Annotated in this window: 21 protein-coding genes; 18 read left to right on the forward strand and 3 right to left on the reverse strand. The window is 70.8% G+C overall.

All coding sequences use genetic code 11. The features are described 5' to 3' along the window. Positions 1-234: 234 nt before the first annotated feature. Positions 235-495: a 30S ribosomal protein S20 gene (gene rpsT, locus FM119_RS11170; protein WP_087138156.1), complete on the reverse strand. Its 261-nt coding sequence runs from the start codon at positions 493-495 to the stop codon at positions 235-237. A gap of 409 nt (positions 496-904) precedes the next feature. On the opposite strand from rpsT, the gene lepA reads away from it, so the two are divergent. The 3 genes from lepA to hemW are packed head-to-tail and all read left to right on the forward strand — an operon-like array spanning position 905 to position 4,643. Continuing rightward, complete coding sequence (gene lepA, locus FM119_RS11175) at positions 905-2,755, forward strand: translation elongation factor 4 (protein ID WP_087138232.1); 1,851 nt, start codon at positions 905-907, stop codon at positions 2,753-2,755. Continuing rightward, positions 2,752-3,414, forward strand: a complete 663-nt coding sequence (locus FM119_RS11180) for a DUF1990 family protein (protein ID WP_087138158.1) — start codon at positions 2,752-2,754, stop codon at positions 3,412-3,414. The genes lepA and FM119_RS11180 overlap by 4 nt, the downstream gene beginning before the upstream one ends. After that, positions 3,414-4,643 carry a radical SAM family heme chaperone HemW gene (hemW, locus tag FM119_RS11185; protein WP_087138160.1) on the forward strand — a complete coding sequence of 410 codons (1,230 nt, stop codon included), beginning with the start codon at positions 3,414-3,416 and terminating at the stop codon, positions 4,641-4,643. Before FM119_RS11180 ends, hemW begins: the two co-directional genes overlap by 1 nt. 41 nt (positions 4,644-4,684) lie before the next feature. On the opposite strand, the gene FM119_RS11190 is transcribed toward hemW, so the two are convergent. After that, positions 4,685-5,050: a DUF4870 domain-containing protein gene (locus FM119_RS11190; RefSeq protein ID WP_087138162.1), complete on the reverse strand. Its 366-nt coding sequence runs from the start codon at positions 5,048-5,050 to the stop codon at positions 4,685-4,687. A 104-nt stretch (positions 5,051-5,154) separates the two neighbouring features. Here FM119_RS11190 and hrcA point away from each other — a divergent pair, with 104 nt between their 5' ends. The 12 genes from hrcA to FM119_RS11250 all read left to right on the forward strand — a co-directional run bounded on the left by hrcA (position 5,155) and on the right by FM119_RS11250 (position 16,712). Then, complete coding sequence (gene hrcA / locus FM119_RS11195) at positions 5,155-6,189, forward strand: heat-inducible transcriptional repressor HrcA (RefSeq protein WP_087138164.1); 1,035 nt, start codon at positions 5,155-5,157, stop codon at positions 6,187-6,189. Between the two features lie 48 nt (positions 6,190-6,237). Beyond that, entirely contained in the window at positions 6,238-7,338 is a 1,101-nt protein-coding gene (dnaJ, locus tag FM119_RS11200; protein WP_087138166.1) for a molecular chaperone DnaJ, read from the forward strand. Next, positions 7,338-8,081: a 16S rRNA (uracil(1498)-N(3))-methyltransferase gene (locus FM119_RS11205; RefSeq protein ID WP_087138168.1), complete on the forward strand. Its 744-nt coding sequence runs from the start codon at positions 7,338-7,340 to the stop codon at positions 8,079-8,081. Before dnaJ ends, FM119_RS11205 begins: the two co-directional genes overlap by 1 nt. 37 nt (positions 8,082-8,118) lie before the next feature. Next, the gene (locus FM119_RS11210) at positions 8,119-8,472 is read left to right on the forward strand and encodes an HIT domain-containing protein (RefSeq protein ID WP_087138170.1); all 354 of its coding nucleotides are present in this window, start codon (positions 8,119-8,121) and stop codon (positions 8,470-8,472) included. A gap of 205 nt (positions 8,473-8,677) precedes the next feature. After that, a complete protein-coding gene (locus FM119_RS11215) occupies positions 8,678-9,691 on the forward strand; it encodes a PhoH family protein (protein ID WP_087138234.1) in 1,014 nt (337 codons plus the stop codon). After that, positions 9,688-10,155: an rRNA maturation RNase YbeY gene (gene ybeY / locus FM119_RS11220; protein ID WP_087138172.1), complete on the forward strand. Its 468-nt coding sequence runs from the start codon at positions 9,688-9,690 to the stop codon at positions 10,153-10,155. Before FM119_RS11215 ends, ybeY begins: the two co-directional genes overlap by 4 nt. Then, on the forward strand, positions 10,155-11,456 hold the full coding sequence (locus FM119_RS11225) for a hemolysin family protein (protein WP_087138174.1): 1,302 nt from the start codon (positions 10,155-10,157) through the stop codon (positions 11,454-11,456). The genes ybeY and FM119_RS11225 overlap by 1 nt, the downstream gene beginning before the upstream one ends. Next, positions 11,453-12,361: a GTPase Era gene (gene era / locus FM119_RS11230; protein ID WP_087138176.1), complete on the forward strand. Its 909-nt coding sequence runs from the start codon at positions 11,453-11,455 to the stop codon at positions 12,359-12,361. Before FM119_RS11225 ends, era begins: the two co-directional genes overlap by 4 nt. Before the next feature lie 6 nt (positions 12,362-12,367). After that, entirely contained in the window at positions 12,368-13,579 is a 1,212-nt protein-coding gene (locus tag FM119_RS11235; protein WP_087138178.1) for a histidine kinase, read from the forward strand. Beyond that, on the forward strand, positions 13,576-14,283 hold the full coding sequence (locus FM119_RS11240) for a response regulator (protein WP_087138180.1): 708 nt from the start codon (positions 13,576-13,578) through the stop codon (positions 14,281-14,283). Before FM119_RS11235 ends, FM119_RS11240 begins: the two co-directional genes overlap by 4 nt. A 135-nt stretch (positions 14,284-14,418) precedes the next feature. Beyond that, a complete protein-coding gene (leuA, locus tag FM119_RS11245) occupies positions 14,419-16,182 on the forward strand; it encodes a 2-isopropylmalate synthase (protein WP_087138182.1) in 1,764 nt (587 codons plus the stop codon). A 95-nt stretch (positions 16,183-16,277) separates the two neighbouring features. Beyond that, a complete protein-coding gene (locus FM119_RS11250) occupies positions 16,278-16,712 on the forward strand; it encodes a DMP19 family protein (protein WP_087138184.1) in 435 nt (144 codons plus the stop codon). A gap of 84 nt (positions 16,713-16,796) precedes the next feature. On the opposite strand, the gene FM119_RS11255 is transcribed toward FM119_RS11250, so the two are convergent. Next, positions 16,797-17,558: a trimeric intracellular cation channel family protein gene (locus tag FM119_RS11255; protein WP_245827456.1), complete on the reverse strand. Its 762-nt coding sequence runs from the start codon at positions 17,556-17,558 to the stop codon at positions 16,797-16,799. A 58-nt stretch (positions 17,559-17,616) separates the two neighbouring features. Here FM119_RS11255 and recO point away from each other — a divergent pair, with 58 nt between their 5' ends. The 3 genes from recO to FM119_RS11270 are packed head-to-tail and all read left to right on the forward strand — an operon-like array spanning position 17,617 to position 19,896. Continuing rightward, complete coding sequence (gene recO / locus FM119_RS11260) at positions 17,617-18,354, forward strand: DNA repair protein RecO (protein WP_087138186.1); 738 nt, start codon at positions 17,617-17,619, stop codon at positions 18,352-18,354. After that, positions 18,351-19,187 (forward strand): isoprenyl transferase, encoded by an 837-nt coding sequence (locus tag FM119_RS11265; RefSeq protein WP_087138188.1) that lies wholly within the window; start codon positions 18,351-18,353, stop codon positions 19,185-19,187. Before recO ends, FM119_RS11265 begins: the two co-directional genes overlap by 4 nt. Before the next feature lie 28 nt (positions 19,188-19,215). Beyond that, entirely contained in the window at positions 19,216-19,896 is a 681-nt protein-coding gene (locus tag FM119_RS11270; protein ID WP_087138190.1) for a DsbA family oxidoreductase, read from the forward strand. The last annotated feature ends 89 nt before the right edge of the window (positions 19,897-19,985 follow it).

Below are 19,985 nucleotides of genomic sequence, written 5' to 3' on the forward strand. Positions count from 1 at the left end.
GGGGAGCGCCCGGGGCGGTGAGCCGATCGGGTGGGCTCAGCCCCGCCCCGCCCCGGACGGCGACAAGCGCGGGCGTTCGGGCGAACGACGAACGGGCCCCACCCGAGGGTGGAGCCCGTTCCCGTCTGCTGTGCGCGGCGTCCCGCTGAGGTCAACGGTTCAGGCACGCATTCCGGTGTCGGATGCCCGAATCGATGTCGTCCGGGCGGGCGTCACGCGCCGACGCGGGTCGGATCAGAGCGAAGCGACCTTCTTGGCCAGCGCCGACTTGCGGTTGGCGGCCTGGTTCTGGTGGATGACGCCCTTGCTGACGGCCTTGTCGAGCTTCTTCGACGCGTGCTGCAGCTTGGCGGCCGCCTCGGCCTTGTCACCGGAGGCGATGGCCGCACGGGCCTGACGGACGACGGTCCGCAGCTCGCTCTTCACGGCCTTGTTGCGCTCGGTGGCCTTGCGGTTGGTGCCGATGCGCTTGATCTGCGACTTGATGTTTGCCACGTGTACTTGCTTCCCTTGGATGAGTGATGGAGTGCCGTCCGGTGGTAGAGGGGCACCGGCCCGGCGAGTTCGTGTGGGGTGACCCGCACGCAAGCCAAGAAATCACACTACCAGGACTGCCGCCGACGAGACAATCGCGACACGGTGACGGATTGTCGGGGCGTCGACGTCCTCTGGCACGCGCCGGCGCCGTTCTCCGCCGCGCGGTCAGTCCCCCGTCCCTCGCTCCGTGGCCGGTCCCGTCGCGCGTCCTTCCACCTCCGCTGTCGTCCGTGATCCGCCCACTCGGTGGTCCGCGGCGGGGCGGGCGGCCCGAGCCCCCGGCGCCGGTGCCCGCTCAGCCGTCGGGGCACGGCATGAGAGGATGGACTGCATCATCGACCGCCCATCCCGACGACCCGAGGACCGCGTGAGCCCACGAGCTACCCAGGCGCTACAGCCCGCCGCCACCGATCCGGCGCAGATCCGTAACTTCTGCATCATCGCCCACATCGACCACGGCAAGTCGACGCTCGCGGACCGCATGCTCCAGATCACGGGCGTCGTCAGCGACAGGGACATGCGTGCCCAATACCTCGACCGCATGGACATCGAGCGGGAGCGCGGCATCACCATCAAGTCCCAGGCCGTGCGGATGCCGTGGGAGGTCGACGGAACGGGCTACGCGCTGAACATGATCGACACCCCGGGGCACGTCGACTTCAGCTACGAGGTCTCGCGCTCGCTCGCCGCGTGTGAGGGCGCGATCCTGCTCGTCGACGCTGCGCAAGGCATCGAGGCGCAGACGCTGGCGAACCTCTACCTGGCGATGGAGAACGACCTCGAGATCATTCCCGTTCTCAACAAGATCGACCTCCCGGCGGCCGACCCGGACAAGTACGCGCGTGAGCTTGCCGATCTGATCGGTGGTTCCCCCGACGACGTGCTCAAGGTGTCGGGGAAGACCGGCGTCGGGGTCGAGGAGCTTCTCGACCGCGTCGTCGGCCGGGTGCCCGCGCCCGTCGGCCGGGCGGACGCACCGGCCAGGGCCATGATCTTCGACTCCGTGTACGACAGCTATCGCGGCGTCGTCACCTACGTCCGCATGGTCGACGGGAAGCTGAACCCCAGGGAACGCATCCAGATGATGTCGACCGGGAGCACCCACGAGCTGCTCGAGATCGGCGTGAGCTCGCCGGAGCCGAAGCCGTCGAAGGGCCTCGCGGTCGGTGAGGTCGGCTACCTGATCACCGGCGTCAAGGACGTCCGGTTGTCGAAGGTGGGCGACACGGTCACGACGCACCGGCAGGCGGCGACCGAGCCGCTGCCCGGCTACACCGATCCGAAGCCGATGGTGTTCTCCGGGCTGTACCCGATCGACGGCAGCGACTACCCGATCCTGCGTGAGGCGCTCGACAAGCTGAAGCTCTCGGACGCCGCGCTGAACTACGAGCCGGAGACCTCCGTGGCGCTCGGCTTCGGCTTCCGCTGCGGCTTCCTCGGCCTGCTCCACCTCGAGATCATCACCGAGCGCCTGTCCCGCGAATTCGGCCTCGACCTCATCGCGACCGCGCCGAGCGTGACCTACGAGGTCGCCACCGACGACGGGCGCAGCGTCACCGTGACCAACCCGAGCGAGTTCCCCTCCGGCAAGATCCGCGCGGTGAGCGAGCCCGTCGTGCGGGTGGGCATCCTCACGCCCAAGGACTACGTCGGGACGGTCATGGAGCTGTGCCAGTCGCGCCGCGGCAACCTGATGGGGATGGAGTACCTCGGCGAGGACCGCGTCGAGCTGCGCTACTCGATGCCGCTCGGCGAGATCGTGTTCGACTTCTTCGACCACCTGAAGAGCCGCACGCAGGGCTACGCCTCCCTCGACTACGAGCCGATGGGGGAGCAGGAGGCCGATCTGGTCAAGGTCGACATCCTGTTGCAGGGCGAGCAGGTCGACGCGTTCAGCGCGATCGTGCACAGGGACAAGGCCTACTCCTACGGGGTGCTGATGACCGAGCGCCTGAAGAACCTCATCCCCCGGCAACAGTTCGAGGTGCCGATCCAGGCGGCGATCGGATCGCGCATCATCGCGCGCGAGTCGATCAGGGCCATCCGGAAGGACGTGCTGGCCAAGTGCTACGGCGGAGACATCAGCCGCAAGCGCAAACTGCTGGAGAAGCAGAAGGAGGGCAAGAAGCGCATGAAGATGGTCGGGCGCGTCGAGGTCCCGCAGGAGGCGTTCATCGCCGCCCTCAGCGGCGAGACCGAGAAGAAGGAAAAGAAGTGAGCCACGAGCGCGGTGCGACGCCCGAGCAGCAGCCCGTCGACTACGCCGCCGTCGGGGCGACCCAGGCGGGAGACCTGCTGCAGTACCCGCCGGAGGGGTTCGTGCCCGTCGCCGACCAGATCCGTCTCGGCTCGGGAGTGGAGCGGTTCCGGGCGTCGAGCTCCCAGCTGTTCAACTGGATCGCCCAGCGGCACGCGGGCGTGACCGTGTCGGACGTGCACGTGCCCGCCGGCGACAGCTACATCGGCATCCGCTACGACGACGACGGGACCCCGCTCGAGCAGGTCCGCTCGACGGGGGAGCGCCGCTTCGGCGAGGACGGCGTCCCCGAGGTCAGCGCGGGGGCCACCCTCACCCTCAGCGGACACGCCGGCGGCGTCGCCATCTCCGGACGCTTCAGGGTGGTGTTCGTCATCGAGGAGTCGCACCGCTCCGGCTTCGCACTCGGCAGCGTGGAGTCGTCCTCCTTCTCCGGTGAGCAGTCCTTCGTCATCGAGCACCGCGATGACGACTCGGTGTGGTTCGTGTTCCGCGCGTTCTCCCGGCCGCTCGGCCTGTCGACGCGTCTGGTTCCCGCGCTGCACCGTCGGGCTCTGACCGGCCTGGCGACCGCCTACCTCCGCGCCATGTCGCCCGCCTGGTCGACGCCGGGAGCCTGATGGCGGGGCCGCTCCCCGTCGGGGATCCCGCCCCGGCCGATGGCCGTCTCCCCGCCTCTGCGGCCGAGGCAGCTGCCGGCGTCCCGTTCGGCGCGTACGTCCACGTGCCGTTCTGCCGGGTGCGCTGCGGCTACTGCGACTTCAACACGTACACGGCGACGGAGCTGCGCGGCGCGAAGCAGTCCGAGTACCACGAGGAGGTCGCCCGCGAGATCGACCTCGCGGTCGCGGCGCTCGACCTCTCCGGCGTGGGGCCCCGACCGTTGAGCACGGTGTTCTTCGGCGGGGGCACGCCCACGCTGCTGCCCGCCGCCGACCTCGTCGGAGTGCTCCGTAGGCTCCGCGAGCGGTTCGGCATCGTCGAGGGCGCGGAGATCACCACGGAGGCGAACCCCGACTCCGTCGACGCCGCCTACCTGCGTGCGCTGAAGGACGGCGGCTTCACCCGGGTGTCCTTCGGTGTGCAGTCGGCCGTCCCTGAGACGCTGGCGACGCTGGAGCGCAGCCACGATCCCGCGAAGGTGCCCGATGTCGTCGCCGCGGCGAGAGAGGCGGGGCTCGCCGTGAGCGTCGACCTGATCTACGGCGCGCCGGGGGAGACCCTGGAGCAGTGGGAGCGATCGGTGGACATGGCGATCGCGCTCGGGCCCGAGCACATCTCCGCCTACGCGCTGATCGTCGAGGACGGCACGAAGCTGGCCAGGCAGATCCGCAGCGGCGTGCTCTCCGCGCCGGACGACGACCTGCAGGCCGAGATGTACGAGCTCGCCGACGAGCGCTTCTGCTCCGCTGGCTTCGGCTGGTACGAGATCAGCAACTGGTCGCGCGGGGTCGAGAGCAGGTCGAGGCACAACCTCTCGTACTGGTCCGGCGCCGACTGGTGGGGCTTCGGTCCCGGCGCGCACTCCCACGTCGGCGGCGTGCGCTGGTGGAACGTCAAGCACCCGGCGGCGTACGCGCAGCGCCTGGCGATCGGTGTCTCGCCCGCCCAGGCGCGCGAGGTCCTCGACGAGCCGACGAGGCAGACCGAACGCCTGCTGCTGCAGAGCCGGATCAGTGACGGCCTGCCGCTGGCCGTCCTCGGCGAGCGTGGCCGGCGCAGCGTGGCCGGTCTGATCGCCGACGGCCTGGTCGAGCCCCGTGCCGCCGTGAGGGAGCGGCGCCTCGTGCTGACCCGCCGGGGTCGACTGCTCGCGGACGCCGTGGTCCACCGGCTGCTCGAGGACTGACCGGGGCGCACCCGGCCGGATCTGCCGCGCCCGCCGGGGTGCTAGCGGATGAGGCGCAGCGCGAAGGGGTAGCGGACGGCGCCCGTGCGCGCACAGGTGACGGCGCCGACGATCGCGATGACGACCCCGGCCAGCTGCACGAGCCCCATGAGCGAACGCGCGATCCAGCCGATCAGGAGGACGTCGAGGATCACCCCGGCGGCGGCCAGACCGGCGCACACGATGAGCACCGTGAGCTGAACGTTCAGCGCCTCCTTCGCCTCGCGGACGCTCGCGGTTCCGCGGTCGCGCTGCAGCAGCCAGACGACGAGCGGGCCGATCACGCTGAGGACGCCGGAGGCGTGCGCGGCGATCGCCCAGCGGCGGTCGGACTCGGCGCTGAGCGGGGGCGGCGGGACGGAGGTCATGGGGTCCTTCGGGTCGGGGGATTGCCGGGCGCGGGACAACGGCTGCGCGGCCAGGTAAAGTTAGCACTCGACGGATTCGAGTGCCAGGGATCGGAGGTGCGCAGGTGGTATCGGAACGCGGCATGGAGGTCCTGCGGGCCATCGTCGAGGACTTCGTCGCGCACAGGGAGCCGGTCGGCTCCAAGCGCATCGTCGAACGGCACGCCTTCGGGGTGTCCGCGGCGACCATCCGCAACGACATGGCGCAGCTCGAGGACGAGGAGCTCATCGTCGCCCCGCACACCTCCTCCGGCCGAATCCCGACGGACAAGGGCTACCGGCTCTTCGTCGACCAGCTTGCCGAACGTCGCGTCATGTCCCAGGTGCAGCGTCGAGCCATCGAGGAGTTCCTCGGCGAGGCCGTCGACCTCGACGACGTGCTCGCCCGGACCGTGCGGCTGCTTGCTCAGCTGACGAACCAGGTCGCGCTCGTGCAGTACCCCACCTTCAGCTCGGCGCGTCTCAGGCACATCGAGCTGGTCTCCCTTACCGACACCCGGGCGCTCGTCGTCGTGATCACCGACAACGGCCGTGTCCAGCAGCAGACGATCGACAGCGGCCGGCCGCTCCCTGCGGACCGCCTGGAGCGGCTCAAGACGCTGGTCAACCGCACGCTGGCCGGTGTGGGAGTGGCCGACGCCGTGCCGTTGCTCGACGGGCTCGGCGGCGAGGCGGCCCCCGACGATGCGGCCGACGCGGAGGCGCTCGCCCTCGCGGTCGGCGAGCTGCTCGGGCACTATCGCCAGGATCGCCTCGTTCTCGCCGGCTCGGCGAACCTGGCCAGGACAGAGGACGATTTCCGCGGCAGCATCTTCCCCGTGCTCGAGGCGCTCGAGCAGCAGGCCGTTCTGCTGCGCCTGTTCGGCGAGATGCAGGCGGACCCGTTCGGCATGTCGGTGAGCATCGGCAGGGAGAACGACCCCTTCGGCCTCGGCGAGACGAGCGTGCTTGCCGGCGCGTATCGTTCCTCTTCTGGCGAACTGGCGCGGGTCGGCGTGCTCGGCCCGACCAGAATGGACTACCAGAGCAACCTGGCCGCGGTTCGCGCCGTGGCCCGCTACCTGACCCGCTCGTTCGGCGACGACCCGTCCGAGCGCTGACAACACCCGCGGGATCCCCGCACACATCACTGGAGGTTGACGCCGCTCGTGGCTGACCATTACGACGTTCTCGGTGTCGCACGCGACGCCTCGCAGGAGCAGATCAAGAAGGCCTACCGCAAGCTCGCCCGCGAGCTGCACCCGGACGTGAATCCGAGCGCCGACGCGGAGGAGCGCTTCAAGGCGGTCACGCACGCCTACGACGTGCTCAGCGACCCGCAGCAGCGGCAGAGCTACGACACCGGCGGCTCGTCCGCCGGCATGGGTGGGGGCTTCGGCGGCTTCGGCGACATCTTCGAGACCTTCTTCGGCGGGGGCGCCTCGCAGCGCGGGCCGCGGTCGCGCGCCGAGCGCGGGCAGGACGCGCTCATCCGGGTCCAGGTCACGCTGGACGAGGTCGTCTTCGGCACCCATAGAGACCTCGAGATCGACACGGCTGTGCTCTGCGAGGTCTGCGAGGGCAGCGCGTGTCAGCCCGGCACGCACCCCGTCACCTGCGACATCTGCCACGGCGCCGGGCAGATCCAGCGCACGGTGCGGTCGCTGCTCGGCAACGTCGTCACCGCCGTCCCCTGCGGCTCGTGCCAGGGCTACGGCACCGTGATCGCCACCCCGTGCGCGCACTGCAACGGGCAGGGCCGCGTGCGCGCCACCCGGACCGTCCCCGTGGACGTGCCCTCCGGCGTCGAGACGGGCCTGCGCCTGCAGATGCCCGGCAGCGGCGAGGTCGGCCCGTTCGGCGGCCCGAGCGGCGACCTGTACCTGGAGATGCGCGTGGCCGAGCACGAGGTGTTCAGCCGAAACGACGACGACCTGCTCTGCACGCTCGAGGTGCCGATGGTCGATGCGATCCTCGGGACCTCGACCACGATCACCGCGCTCGACGGTGAGGTGGAGCTCGAGATCCGGCCGGGGGTCCAGAGCGGCGAGGTGCTCACGATCAAGAACAGGGGGATCACCCACCTGCGCGGCTCGGGGCGCGGCGACCTCAGGGTCGGGGTGCAGGTCGTGACGCCGGCGAAGCTCGACGGCAAGGCCCGCGAGCTCATCGAGAGCTTCGGCGCGCGCCACACGAGCTCCGGCCCGCAGCTGGCCCGGTTCCAGCAGGGACTGTTCCAGCGCATGCGCGACCGCTTCGCCAACCGCTGATGGCCCACCAGTTCCTCGTCCCCGAGCTCGGCGACACCGCGCCGGGTGCACTGGTCGAGCTGACCGGCGCGGAGGCCAGGCATGCGGCGGGCGCGACGAGGGTGCGCGTCGGCGAGACCATCCGGGTGGGCAACGGCTCCGGCCTGATCGCCTCGGGCGAGGTCGTCTCCGTCGCCTCGTCCGTCGTGGCGATCTCCGTCACCGAGGTCGAGCGCAGCGCGGAGCCGTCGGATCTGCCACTGCTCGTGCAGGCGCTGGCGAAGGGCGACAGGGATGAGCTCGCCGTCCAGGCCGCGACGGAGCTCGGGGTGTCCGGCATCGTGCCCTGGCAGGCCGCTCGAAGCGTCTCGCGCTGGTCGGGGCCCAAGATCGAGAAGGGGCGTCAGCGCTGGGCGACGATCGCGCGCGAGGCGACGAAGCAGTCGCTGCGCGCCTGGGTGCCCCCGGTCGCCGAGCCGCACGGAACGGCCGATCTCGCCGCCCTGTGCGCGACGCGGACCGTCCTCGTGCTCGAGCCCCGTGCCGCGCTGAGCCTCGGCGAGGCCCACCGCAGGACGGCGGGGGAGGGCGGTGCGCCGTTCGCGCTCGTCGTCGGCCCCGAGGGGGGCATCTCCCCAGACGAGCGGGAGCTCCTCGCCGCGGCCGGAGCGGTCGAGGTGAGCCTCGGCACGGGGGTGCTGCGCACCTCGACGGCCGGGCCCGCCGCCCTCGCCGCGATCGCCGCGCTCGAGGGCCGGTGGTGAGGGTCCGCGCGCGACGCGACGCCCGTAGGATGGAGGCATGACTACCCCGGAGCCCTCGGTGTTCACCCGCATCATCGACCGCGAGATCCCCGCCACGATCGTCGCGGAGACGGATCGGCTGATCGCGATCGAGGACATCAACCCGCAGGCCCCCCTGCACGTCCTCGTGATCCCCAAGACACAGCAGTACCGCGACGTCGTCGAGCTGGCGGCGGGCGACCCGGCGCTTCTGGCCGAGCTCGTCGCACTGGCGGGCGAGATCGCCGGCCGTGCCGGTGACTCGTTCCGGCTGGTGTTCAACACCGGCGCCGACGCGGGCCAGACCGTGTTCCACGTGCACGCCCACGTGCTCGCCGGCCGACTCGAGGAGGGCACGCTTGCCGGACAGTGATCCTCGCGCGGCGGACGACGCCGCGACGACAGGGACCGATGCGTCCGTGCCGCTGTCGGACACCGGCCAGGGAGGGAACGACGGCGGGAAGACGAACGCGGCGGACGATGCCGGGCGCTCCGGCGCGGACTCCGAGCGGCGCGGCGGTGCCGAGGTGCTCGCCGAGGGCGAGCGCAGGGAACGGCTGACCGTCGACGGCGTCGCCATGGTCCGGCTGCTCGGCCCGCAGGACAAGCTGCTTCGCGCCATCGAGCGGGAGCAGCCGGAGGTACGCGTCACGGTCAGGGGCAACGAGATCACGCTCGCCGGCCCCGGGGCCGCCGTTGCCAGGGCGAGGACCCTCGTCGACGAGCTGACCGCACTGGTGCGCGGCGGCCGCAGCCTCGGCGCGGAGGACGTCGCCGGCTCGGCGAAGGCCATCGGCGATGGCAAGCCGATCACCGACGTCATCGGGGAGCCGATCCTCACGGTCAGGGGCAAGACCATCAAGCCGAAGACGCCGGGGCAGCGCAGCTACGTCGACGCGATCGACGAGAACACCATCGTGTTCGGCATCGGACCGGCCGGAACGGGCAAGACCTACCTGGCGATGGCGAAGGCCGTCCAGGCGCTCCAGCGCCGCGAGGTCAGCCGTATCATCCTGACCCGTCCCGCGGTCGAGGCGGGCGAGCGGCTGGGCTTCCTCCCCGGGACGCTGACCGACAAGATCGACCCCTACCTGCGGCCGCTCTACGACGCGCTCAACGAGATGATGGACCCCGACCTCGTGCCCAAGCTGCTCGACTCGGGCACCATCGAGGTCGCGCCGCTGGCGTACATGCGCGGCCGCACGCTGAACGACTCCTTCGTCGTGCTCGACGAGGCACAGAACACCAGCCCCGAGCAGATGAAGATGTTCCTGACCCGGCTCGGCTTCGGCTCGCGCATGGTCGTCACCGGCGACATCACCCAGGTGGACCTGCCGGCCGGAGGGTCGGGGCTGCGGATCGTCAGCCGGGTCGTCGACGGCATCGACGACATCCACTTCGCGCGGCTGGGCAGTGAGGACGTGGTCAGGCACACGCTCGTCGGCCGCATCATCGACGCGTACAGCGCCTGGGATGAGCAGAGTCAGGCGGCCCGCCACGAGCGCGAGCAGGCGCGGCAGTTCGCCAACAGGGCGGAGCGGCGCGGTGCCGCCCCGCAGGATCGCAGAGGGAAGCGCGGGACGAGCTCATGAGCATCGAGATCAACAACGAGTCCGGCGTCGAGGTCGATGAGGCGGCGCTGCTCCGTCTCGGCGACTTCGCGCTCGCGTACCTGCGGGTGAGTCCGGAGGCGGAGCTGAACATCCTCCTCGTCGACGAGGCGGCGATGGAACAGCTGCACGTGCAGTGGATGGACGAGCCGGGGCCGACGGACGTGCTCTCCTTCCCCATGGACGAGCTGCGCCCCGGCACCGAGGACTCGCCCACGCCTGCCGGCATCCTCGGCGACATCGTGCTCTGCCCTCAGGTCGCCGAGGTGCAGGCCCGCGGTGCGGGGCACTCGACGCAGGCCGAGCTGGAGCTCCTCGCCGCGCACGGCACCCTGCACCTGCTCGGCTTCGACCACGCGGAGCCGGACGAGGAGCGCGAGATGTTCGGACTGCAGCGCGAGGTCCTGCTCGGGTTCCACCTCGACGAGCGCAAGCGGAGACGCTGATGCCGGTCGTGCCGTTCCTGGTGCTCGCGATCGTCCTCATCGCTTTCGCCGCGATGATGGCCGCGGCCGACGCAGCCATCGGCGTGTATTCGCGCGCGGGCATCCTCGAGGTGGCCGACTCGCGCTCACGCGGCGGCGGGGCGCTGAAGGCGATCGCGGCCGACCCGGTTGCGCACGTGAACGCCATCAACTTCATCAGGATCGCCTCGGAGACGACGGCGGCCGTGCTCGTCACGCTCGTCTTCGCCGCCGCGTGGGAGTCGCCCTGGCTCGTCCTCGTCGTCTCCGCGCTGGTGATGTCCGCGGCGTCCTTCGTCCTCGTCGGTGCGAGCCCCCGCGGCTTCGGCCGCAACAACGCGACCGTCATGCTCGTGGTCACCGCTCCGGTGGTCAGGGCCGTCCGCGTGCTGCTCGGCCCGATCGCGAACGCCCTCGTCGCGGCGAGCAACAGGGTGACCCCGGGGGTGCCGCGCTCCGCGTCGTTCTCGAGCGAGGAGCAGCTGCTGAGCATGGTCGACGAGGCGACGGAGCTCTCCGTGCTCGAGGAGGACGACCGCGAGCTGATCCACTCGATCTTCGAGTTCAACGAGACGGTCGCCCGCGAGGTCATGGTCCCCCGGACGGACATGGTCACGCTCCAGTCCGACGACACCGTGCGCACGGCGATGGCGCTGTTCCTCTCCAGCGGCGTGTCCCGTCTGCCCGTCGTCGGCGAGGACGTCGACGACGTGGTCGGCGTGCTTTACCTGCGCGACCTGGCCAAGCACATCTTCGAGCGCGAGCACGGCGCGGAGGACCAGGGTGTCGTCCCGCTGCTGCGCGAGCCGTTCTTCGTCCCGGAGTCGCAGCAGGTCGACACCCTGATGGCCCAGATGCAGCAGGAGTCCGTGCACCTCGCCCTCGTCGTCGACGAGTACGGCGGGATCGCCGGGCTCGTCACCCTCGAGGACATCATCGAGGAGCTCGTCGGCGAGATCTCGGACGAGTACGACGGCGAGCAGAGCGACGCGGTCGACCTCGGCGACGGCCGCTGGCGCGTCAGCGCGCGGCTGGCCGTCGACGAGCTCGGCGAGCTGTTCGGCCGGTCCATCGAGGACGAGGACGTGGACAGCGTCGGCGGACTGCTGGCGAAGACTCTCGGGCGCTTGCCCGAACGCGGCTCGCGCGTCGTCGTGTCGGGGATCGCCCTGACCGCCGAACGGACCGAGGGCCGATCGAAGAACCTGGTCACGGTGATCGCCGAGGCGGCCGCTGACCCCACACCCCCCGCGGGGGAGAACACCGAGGAACCCACGTCATGACCCCCGACAGCACCAGCACGCCGTTCCGCGCCGGATTCGTCTCTTTCGTCGGCCGGCCCAACGTCGGCAAGTCGACGCTCACCAACGCACTCGTCGGCGAGAAGGTCGCCATCACCAGCGCCAAGCCCCAGACGACCAGACGAGCCATCAGGGGGATCGTGCACCGCGACTCCGGCCAGCTCATCATCGTCGACACCCCCGGCATCCACCGCCCGCGGACGCTGCTCGGGGAGCGGCTGAACGACCTCGTCCAGGCCACGCTCGGCGACGTCGACGTGATCGGTTTCTGCGTCCCCGCGACGGAGAAGATCGGCCCGGGCGACCGGTTCATCAACACCCAGCTCGACGACTACCCCCGGGCGAAGAAGGTCGCGATCATCACGAAGGTCGACGACGCCTCCTCGGCGCACGTCGCCGAGCACCTCGTCGAGGTGCAGCAGCTGCGCGAGTGGGACCTCATCATCCCGGTGTCCGCCGTCGACGGCTTCCAGCTCACGCAGCTCGTGGACGAGCTGGTCGCGCTGATGCCGGAGTCGGAGCCGCTGTACCCGGAGGACTCCGTCACCGACGAGAGCATCGACGACCGCATCGCCGAGTACGTCAGGGAGGCGGCACTCGAGGGCGTGCACGAGGAGTTGCCCCACTCGATCGCCGTGACGGTCGAGGACCGCATCCCGCGCGGGGACAGCGACATCGTCGACGTGTACGTCAACATCTTCGTCGAGCGGGACAGCCAGAAGGCGATCATCATCGGGAAGGGCGGCAGCCGCATCCGCGACGTCGGCAAGGCCGCGCGCGTGCAGATCGAGGCGCTGCTGGGCACGCGGGTGTTCCTGTCTGTCCGCGTGAAGGTCGCCAAGGACTGGCAGAGGGACCCCAAGCTGCTCGGCCGTCTGGGGTTCTGAGCGGGCATGTTCTCCTTCCGCTCGATCGCCAGACGCGAGCTGCTCGCCGACATCGGCATCGCGGCGGGCTTCTGGCTGCTGTGCGCGCTGCTGGATGTGGTGCTCGGCGGGTGGCAGGGGATCGTCGTCGGTCTGGCGATGATGCTCGCGCTGACGCTGCGCCGCCTCTCGCCGTCCCTCGCGCTGGTGACGGCGTGGGCGGGGGTGGCCGTCCAGCTGCTCGCCGGGCTTCCCGTGCTGGCGTCGAACCTGGCGATCTTCGGCGTGCTCTTCGCGACCGCGGCGTACGGCACGCGCCGGGTGCGGACCTTCGGCCTGGTCAGCGCGATCGGCGGGGGGCTGCTGGCGGCGGGCTACCTAGTCGGCCTGGTCGGCCTCGACGTCGGCTTCTCCAACGACGGCCGCGAGGTCGCCGGTCGTTGGCTGTTCACCCTCATCCTCGGTGCGCTGATCGCCTTCGTCCTCGTCCTGGCATGGCTGGTCGGGCTGCTGGTGCGCTCCAGCCGGATCGCCGCGGGGGAGCGGCGGGCCGGGATCGAGGCGGAGGAGAGCAGGCGACGCGCCGAGCAGCAGAGCATCGCGCTGGAGGAGCGCAACCGCATCGCGCGTGACATGCACGACGTCGTCGCGCACTCCCTCGCGGTCGTCATCGCCCAGGCGGACGGGGCCCGCTACGTGCTGCACCGGGACCCCGAGCTCGCCGCGAGCACGCTCGACACGATCGCCGACACCGCACGGGGAGCCCTCGGCGAGGTGCGCGTGCTCCTGGCCGAGCTCAGGCACGACAGCGCGGAGCGTCCCCAGCCGGGGGCCCGCGACGTCGACGCGCTCATCGCCCAGATGCGAGCGGCCGGGCTGCGGATCCGCGCGACCGTGACCGGTGCCCCGCCCGCGGACATGGTGATGACCCATCAGATGGCGCTCTACCGGATCCTCCAGGAGTCGTTGACGAACGCGCTGCGCCACGGCGACACGGCCCAGGAGGTGCTGCTCGGACTCGACTGGCAACCGGACGGCGTCAGCGTCCGCGTCGAGAACGCCGGTTCCACCCCGTTCGACCCGGTCTCCAGCGGCGGACACGGCCTGCCGGGTATGAAGGAGAGGGCCAGCATCGTCGGCGGCCGGCTCTCCGCCGCCCCGATCTCCCCGACGCGCTTCCTCGTGTCGGCCCACATCCCCTCCGGCGGACGGCCGGAACCGAGAGGACAGTCGCAATGACAGACAACACCGATGCCGGCACGCCGATCCGCGTGGCGCTCGTCGACGACCAGGCGCTCTTCCGTGCGGGCATCCGGATGGTCATCCAGTCGCAGCCGGACATGGAGTTCGTGGGTGAGGCGGGGGACGGGCGTGAGGCGCTCCGCCTCGTCGTCGAGACCGCGCCCGACATCATCCTGATGGACGTGCGCATGCCCGTGATGGACGGGATCACCGCGACGAAGGAGATCCTCGCGCGCGTCGACGCCTCTGGCGCCCATCCGACGCGGATCATCGTGCTCACAACCTTCGACCTCGACGCCGACGCCGCGGAGGCGCTCCGGATGGGGGCGAGCGGGTTCCTGCTGAAGGACACCCGGCCCGACCTGCTGCTCGCGGCCATCCGGACGGCGCACTCGGGCAGCGCGGTCATCGCCCCCGGCCAGACCCAGGCGCTCTTCGCCGGTCTCGCCGCGCCGGAGCCGGAACGGAGCGTTCCCGCCAGCTACGAGACGCTCACGCAGCGCGAGCGCGACGTGTTCCAGCTCGCCGCGAAGGGGATGAGCAACCAGGAGATCGCCAGGACCGAGTACGTGAGCGAGACGACGGTGAAGACGCACATCTCCCGGATCCTCGCGAAGCTGGCGCTGCGGGACCGCGTGCAGCTCGTCGTGTTCGCCTACGAGACCGGTCTGCTCTCGCCCGGGGGTGAGGACGGCGCCTGAGCGGTGCTACGCTGACACCGTGTCACCGTTCCGCTCGACCAGCCTCCTCCTTAGCTGCCGCGACGAGTCCTAGTTCTCAGGCCTCCCTCGTCGCGGAGTTCGTCGTCGGCCGAACACTTCTACGCTGAGGGAATCATGCAGAACAACCAGAACGCATCGGGCATGCCGATCCACAAGTACCGCCCGTTCCACGAGCAGATCGCCGTCGACCTGCCCGACCGGAGCTGGCCCGACCGACGGATCACGCAGGCACCGCGCTGGTGCGCCGTCGACCTGCGCGACGGCAACCAGGCGCTCATCGAGCCGATGAGCCCGGAGAAGAAGCGCACCATGTTCGAGCTGCTCGTGCGCATGGGCTACAAGGAGATCGAGGTCGGCTTCCCGAGTGCCAGCCAGACCGACTTCGACTTCGTCCGCAGCCTGATCGAGGACGGGGCGATCCCCGACGACGTCACCATCCAGGTGCTCACCCAGGCCAGGGCGCACCTGATCACCCGCACCTACGAGGCGATCGCCGGGGCGAAGCGCGCGATCGTGCACCTGTACAACTCCACGAGCGTGCTGCAGCGCGAGGTCGTGTTCCGCACGGACGTCGCGGGCGTGATCGAGCTCGCACTGGAGGGCGCGAGGCTGTGCCGGGCGGCGGAGGCGAGCATCCCCGAGACCGAGGTGCTCTACGAGTACTCGCCCGAGAGCTACACCGGGACCGAGCTGGAGGTGGCCAGGGACATCTGCAACGCCGTCGTCGCCGAGCTCGGTGCCACGCCCGAGCGTCCGGTGATCGTGAACCTGCCGGCCACCGTCGAGATGGCGACGCCGAACGTCTACGCCGACTCCATCGAGTGGATGAGCCGCAACCTGGACAACCGCGAGAGCATCGTCCTCTCGCTGCACCCGCACAACGACCGCGGCACGGCGGTCGCCGCCGCGGAGCTCGGCTACCTGGCTGGAGCCGACCGCATCGAGGGGTGCCTGTTCGGCAACGGGGAGCGCACCGGCAACGTCGACCTCGTCGCCCTCGGCATCAACCTGTTCACGCAGGGCATCGACCCGCAGATCGACTTCTCCGATATCGACGAGGTCAAGCGGACCGCCGAGTACTGCACGCAGCTGGCCGTGCCGGAGCGGAGCCCCTGGGCGGGCGACCTCGTGTTCACGGCGTTCAGCGGCTCGCACCAGGACGCCATCAAGAAGGGCTTCGAGGCGATGCAGGCCAGGGCTGATGCCGAGGGCGTCGCCGTCGACGAGCAGGTGTGGGCGGTGCCGTACCTGCCGGTCGACCCGAAGGACCTCGGCCGCAGCTACGAGGCGGTCATCAGGGTGAACTCGCAGTCGGGCAAGGGCGGCGTCGCCTACCTGCTCAAGGCCGACCACGCCATCGACCTGCCGCGCCGTCTGCAGATCGAGTTCTCCGGTGTCGTCCAGTCGCTGACCGACACGGCCGGGGGCGAGTTCTCGAGCGAGGCCATCTGGTCGGCGTTCACGGACGAGTACCTGCCGAGCGGCGATGACACGACACGGTGGGGGCGGTTCGAGCTCGCCGGCACCCAGACCCGCAGCGACAACGACGGAACCGTGCACCTCACGGCCCAGCTGCGCGACGGGGACGAGACGGTCGAAGCGGAGGCCAGCGGCACGGGCCCGATCGACGCGTTCCTGCAGATCCTCAACGCCCACGGCGTCGAGGCGACGCTGTTCGACTACGTGGAGCACGCGCTCAGCGCGGGCGGTGACGCGCAGGCGGCGTCCTACGTCGAGCTGCAGCTCGACGGGCAGCGGCTCTGGGGCGTCGGCATCGACGGCGACACGGGGCGTGCGGCGCTGAAGGCGATCATCTCCTCGGTGAACCGCTGGGTCCGTACGCGGTCGACCGTGGACGAGCTGAGCGTCACCGTCTGAGCCGACCGACCGGACGACCCCGCCGGGCGATCGTGGGCGGCCCCGTGCCCGTGCCGACGCCCGGCCGGGGGCCCGGTCCCGGTTAGGCTGGGAACATGAGCGTTGACACCAGCGAGCGTATCTGGAACCGAGCGGCCGACTTCTCCTCGCCCGACGAGGCGGAGTTCCGGGGCGACGCCGCGCTGCACCGCGTCCTGGTCTTCCACGGCTCGGTGATGAACGGCGGCCTCTTCGAGGCGGTTCGATCCTACGCGCACGACGAGGAGTACCCGCTCGAGGCCGTGACCGAGGCTTTCGGTCTCCTCGGGGCGGAGAACGTCGTCGGGGTCGTCGAGGCGGCCGAGCGGGAGATCGAGGAGTTGCGCGAGGAGCACGACGACGAGGACGAGGACGACGAATCCCAGGCTGTGTGGGAGGAGGCGGAGGAACGGGTCAACGGGCGCTATCCGCTCGACGACACGGACCTCGAACGGCTCCTCGAGGCCGCCCTGATCGCCGACCCCGAGCTGTTCGCGCCCGTCGCCGACTGAGCGGCCGGCTCCCCGGCACCGGCGTGCGCGGCGAGGTGCGGGCGGCCGCCCTGCCGGTGCGTTCCGGCGCCGCTGCGTCGTTGGTCAGCTGCCGTCCGTGCCGCTCGTGCCGTCCGTGCCGCTTGTGCCGCCGTCCCCCTCGCCCCGCGTCCGGACGCCGGGACGCCGCAGCCGCCACCGCTGCCGGCTGTCCCTGCGGCGACGCCAGCTTCCCCATCCGGCGATCGCCCGCTGCCGGGGCAGGCTCCAGCCGTACCTGACCGAGAGGAGGCGGGTGAGCGCGACGAGGACGACGCAGGCGAGCCCGGCGACGGCGATGTCGGCCCCCACGGCGTTGAGGCCGACGAGCACGAGAGCCCCCACGCCGGAGGAGACGCCGACGAGCGACCCCACGTGCATGATCGCGACGGGCAGGTCCAGCATGACGTCCCTGATCGCACCCCCGCCGGCGGCCGCGACGATCCCGATGAACACCGCGGGCGCCTCCGGCAGCCCCGCCGCGATCGCCTTCGACGCCCCGATCGCGCAGAACAGGCCCATCGCGAGAGCATCAAGCCCGATGATGAGCCACTCCACGCGACTGAACACCCGCAGCAACAGCATCCCCAGCAGCGCGCTGCCCGCGGCGACGAGGATGTACCCGTTGTCCTGCATGGTCGCCGGCGGCACGCCGATGAGGATGTCGCGGGCGAAGCCGCCGCCGAGGCCGACGGCGATGCCGATGATCACGATCCCGAGCAGGTCGAGCCCCCGCTCGACGAGCCGTCCGGCGAACATCGCGCCCTGGACGGCGCCGATGCCGACCGCGAGCAGGTCGAGCCACATCGGGATCACGAAGGAGGTCACCGGATCATTCAATCCTGTCGGGGCGGCTGCGCGCCAACGGACGGGGGATAATCGGGGTATGCCGTTGTACCGAGATGAGGCCGTCGTGCTGCGTACCCACAAGCTGGGCGAGGCCGACCGCATCATCACGATGCTCTCCCGCCGCCACGGCAAGATCAGGGCGGTCGCGAAGGGGGTCAGGCGCACGAGCAGCCGTTTCGGGTCCCGGCTGGAGCCGTTCATGGTCGTGGACGTCCAGCTGTACGAGGGGCGCTCGCTCGACACGATCACGCAGGCGGAGTCCCTCGCCGGGTACGGTGCGGCGATCGTCGCCGACTACTCCGCCTACACGGCGGCCAGCGTCATGGTCGAGACCGCCGACCGGCTGAGCGAGGCGGAGTCGAGCGTGCAGCAGTACCTTCTGCTCGTCGGCGCGCTGCGCTCGCTCGCCAGAGCCGAGCACCCCTCGGACCTGGCGAGGGACTCGTACCTGCTGCGTGCGCTGTCCCTCGCCGGCTGGGCCCCGAGCTTCGACGACTGTGCCCGCTGCGGGGCGCCCGGCCCCCACGATCACGTCGTCGTGCAGCTGGGCGGCGCGGTCTGCCCCGACTGCGCCCCTCCCGGCAGCCCCGTGCTTGATGCCGGGACGAGGGAGCTCCTGGTGGCGCTGCTCCGCGGCGACTGGGATCGCGCCGAGGCGAGCGACGACAGGGTGCGCTCACGCGCCGGCGGTATCGTCTCCGCATACACCAACTGGCATCTGGACCGCGGCCTGCGGTCGATGTCGCACGTCGAAAGCGAGCGCACCACCCCGTGAAACCGTTCCGTCTCACCCACAAGGACGCCGCGCCGATCCGCCCCCTCGACTGGACGGGCGAGCGGCCTCCCGCCTTCCCCTCCGGCTCCGTCCCCGAGCACGTCGCCATCGTCATGGACGGCAACGGCCGCTGGGCGAACCGGCAGGGGCTTCCCCGCGTCGAGGGGCACAGAGCGGGGGAGGAGACGATGCTCGACGTCGTCGCCGGCGCCGTCCAGGCCGGGGTGAAGGAGCTGAGCCTGTACGCGTTCTCGACCGAGAACTGGGCGCGTTCCGCCGACGAGGTTCGCTTCCTGATGGGCTTCAACCGTGACGTCCTGCACCGTCGCCGCGACCAGCTCAACGCCTGGAATGTGCGGGTCCGCTGGACGGGCCGCGAGCCGCGGCTGTGGCGCTCCGTGCTCTCGGAGCTGCGCTACGCCGAGAAGCTGACCAGGGACAACACCGGCATGGTGCTCAACATGTGCGTCAACTACGGCGGCCGGAACGAGATCGTCGACGCGGTCAGGCAGATCGCCGCCGAGGTCGCGGCGGGGCGGCACTCCGTGCGCTCCATCTCCGAGAAGACGATCGCGGCGCACCTCTACCAGCCGTCGATGCGCCCGGTGGACCTGTTCGTCCGCTCCAGCGGCGAGCAGCGCACGAGCAACTTCCTGCTCTGGCAGAGCGCGTACGCCGAGCTGGTGTTCCTCGACACGCTCTGGCCGGACTTCCGTCGTTCCCACCTCTGGGGGGCGATCGGGGAGTACGTCTCCCGGGACCGCCGTTTCGGCGGCGCGATCGACACGCCGGAGCCGGACGCCGGGACACCGGCCGGGGCTGCGGGGGAATAGCGTCCGCTCGGCGGCGGTTGGCGCTGGTGTGACTGACACCCTCACCGTCGACATCTGGTCGGACATCGCCTGCCCCTGGTGCTACATCGGCAAGACGCGTTTCGAGCGCGCCGTCTCCGCGGTCAGCGCGGACGGGACCGTGCGCATCGAGACGCGGATGCACTCGTACGAGCTCGCCCCCGACACCCCCGAGCGGTTCCACGGCAGCGAGACGGACTTCCTCGTCGAGCACAAGGGCGTACCGGCGGACCAGGTGGCGCAGATGCTCGAGCAGGTGACCCGCGTCGCCGCGGAGACGGGCCTCGACTACGACTTCGACCGCCTCCAGCACGCCAACACGCGGCGGGCCCACGAACTGCTGCACATCGCCGCGGAGGCCGGGCGAGAGCGCGAGACGCTGGACGTGCTGTTCCGCGCCTACTTCACCGAGGGGCGCTCGATCCGCACAGTCGACGACCTCGTCGTCCTGGCCGTGGAGGCCGGTCTGGACGCGGACGCCGCCCGTGCGGCGCTCGACGACGGCCGGTTCGCCGACGCGGTCAGCGCGGACATCGCTCAGGCGCAGACCATCGGCGTTCCCGGCGTCCCGTTCTTCGTCTTCGACGGCCGCTACGCCGTGTCCGGGGCTCAGGAGACCACGGTCTTCGAACAGGTCATCCGTCAGGTCCTCGCCGCGCGAGCGGACGGTTCGGAGGCCGACGATGAGTGAGCGCGACGCACGCGCAGCGCTGGCGCCGACGGCCGGGCTGACGATGCTCGGCGGGGACGCGGCCGTCTGCAGCGGGGGCGTGTGCTCGG

The organism is Mycetocola reblochoni REB411, from assembly GCF_900163835.1.
Taxonomy (GTDB): Bacteria; Actinomycetota; Actinomycetes; order Actinomycetales; family Microbacteriaceae; genus Mycetocola_B; species Mycetocola_B reblochoni.

What these genes read in the sequence shown, in the direction of transcription:
- recO (WP_087138186.1), top strand. Translation starts at nt 17,617, where the DNA reads ATGCCGTTGTACCGAGATGAGGCCGTCGTGCTGCGTACCCACAAGCTG.
- FM119_RS11225 (WP_087138174.1), top strand. Translation starts at nt 10,155, where the DNA reads ATGCCGGTCGTGCCGTTCCTGGTGCTCGCGATCGTCCTCATCGCTTTC.
- ybeY (WP_087138172.1), top strand. Translation starts at nt 9,688, where the DNA reads ATGAGCATCGAGATCAACAACGAGTCCGGCGTCGAGGTCGATGAGGCG.
- FM119_RS11250 (WP_087138184.1), top strand. Translation starts at nt 16,278, where the DNA reads ATGAGCGTTGACACCAGCGAGCGTATCTGGAACCGAGCGGCCGACTTC.
- leuA (WP_087138182.1), top strand. Translation starts at nt 14,419, where the DNA reads ATGCAGAACAACCAGAACGCATCGGGCATGCCGATCCACAAGTACCGC.
- FM119_RS11235 (WP_087138178.1), top strand. Translation starts at nt 12,368, where the DNA reads ATGTTCTCCTTCCGCTCGATCGCCAGACGCGAGCTGCTCGCCGACATC.
- era (WP_087138176.1), top strand. Translation starts at nt 11,453, where the DNA reads ATGACCCCCGACAGCACCAGCACGCCGTTCCGCGCCGGATTCGTCTCT.
- FM119_RS11205 (WP_087138168.1), top strand. Translation starts at nt 7,338, where the DNA reads ATGGCCCACCAGTTCCTCGTCCCCGAGCTCGGCGACACCGCGCCGGGT.
- FM119_RS11215 (WP_087138234.1), top strand. Translation starts at nt 8,678, where the DNA reads ATGGTCCGGCTGCTCGGCCCGCAGGACAAGCTGCTTCGCGCCATCGAG.
- FM119_RS11210 (WP_087138170.1), top strand. Translation starts at nt 8,119, where the DNA reads ATGACTACCCCGGAGCCCTCGGTGTTCACCCGCATCATCGACCGCGAG.
- hemW (WP_087138160.1), top strand. Translation starts at nt 3,414, where the DNA reads ATGGCGGGGCCGCTCCCCGTCGGGGATCCCGCCCCGGCCGATGGCCGT.
- FM119_RS11240 (WP_087138180.1), top strand. Translation starts at nt 13,576, where the DNA reads ATGACAGACAACACCGATGCCGGCACGCCGATCCGCGTGGCGCTCGTC.
- FM119_RS11190 (WP_087138162.1), bottom strand. Translation starts at nt 5,050, where the DNA reads ATGACCTCCGTCCCGCCGCCCCCGCTCAGCGCCGAGTCCGACCGCCGC.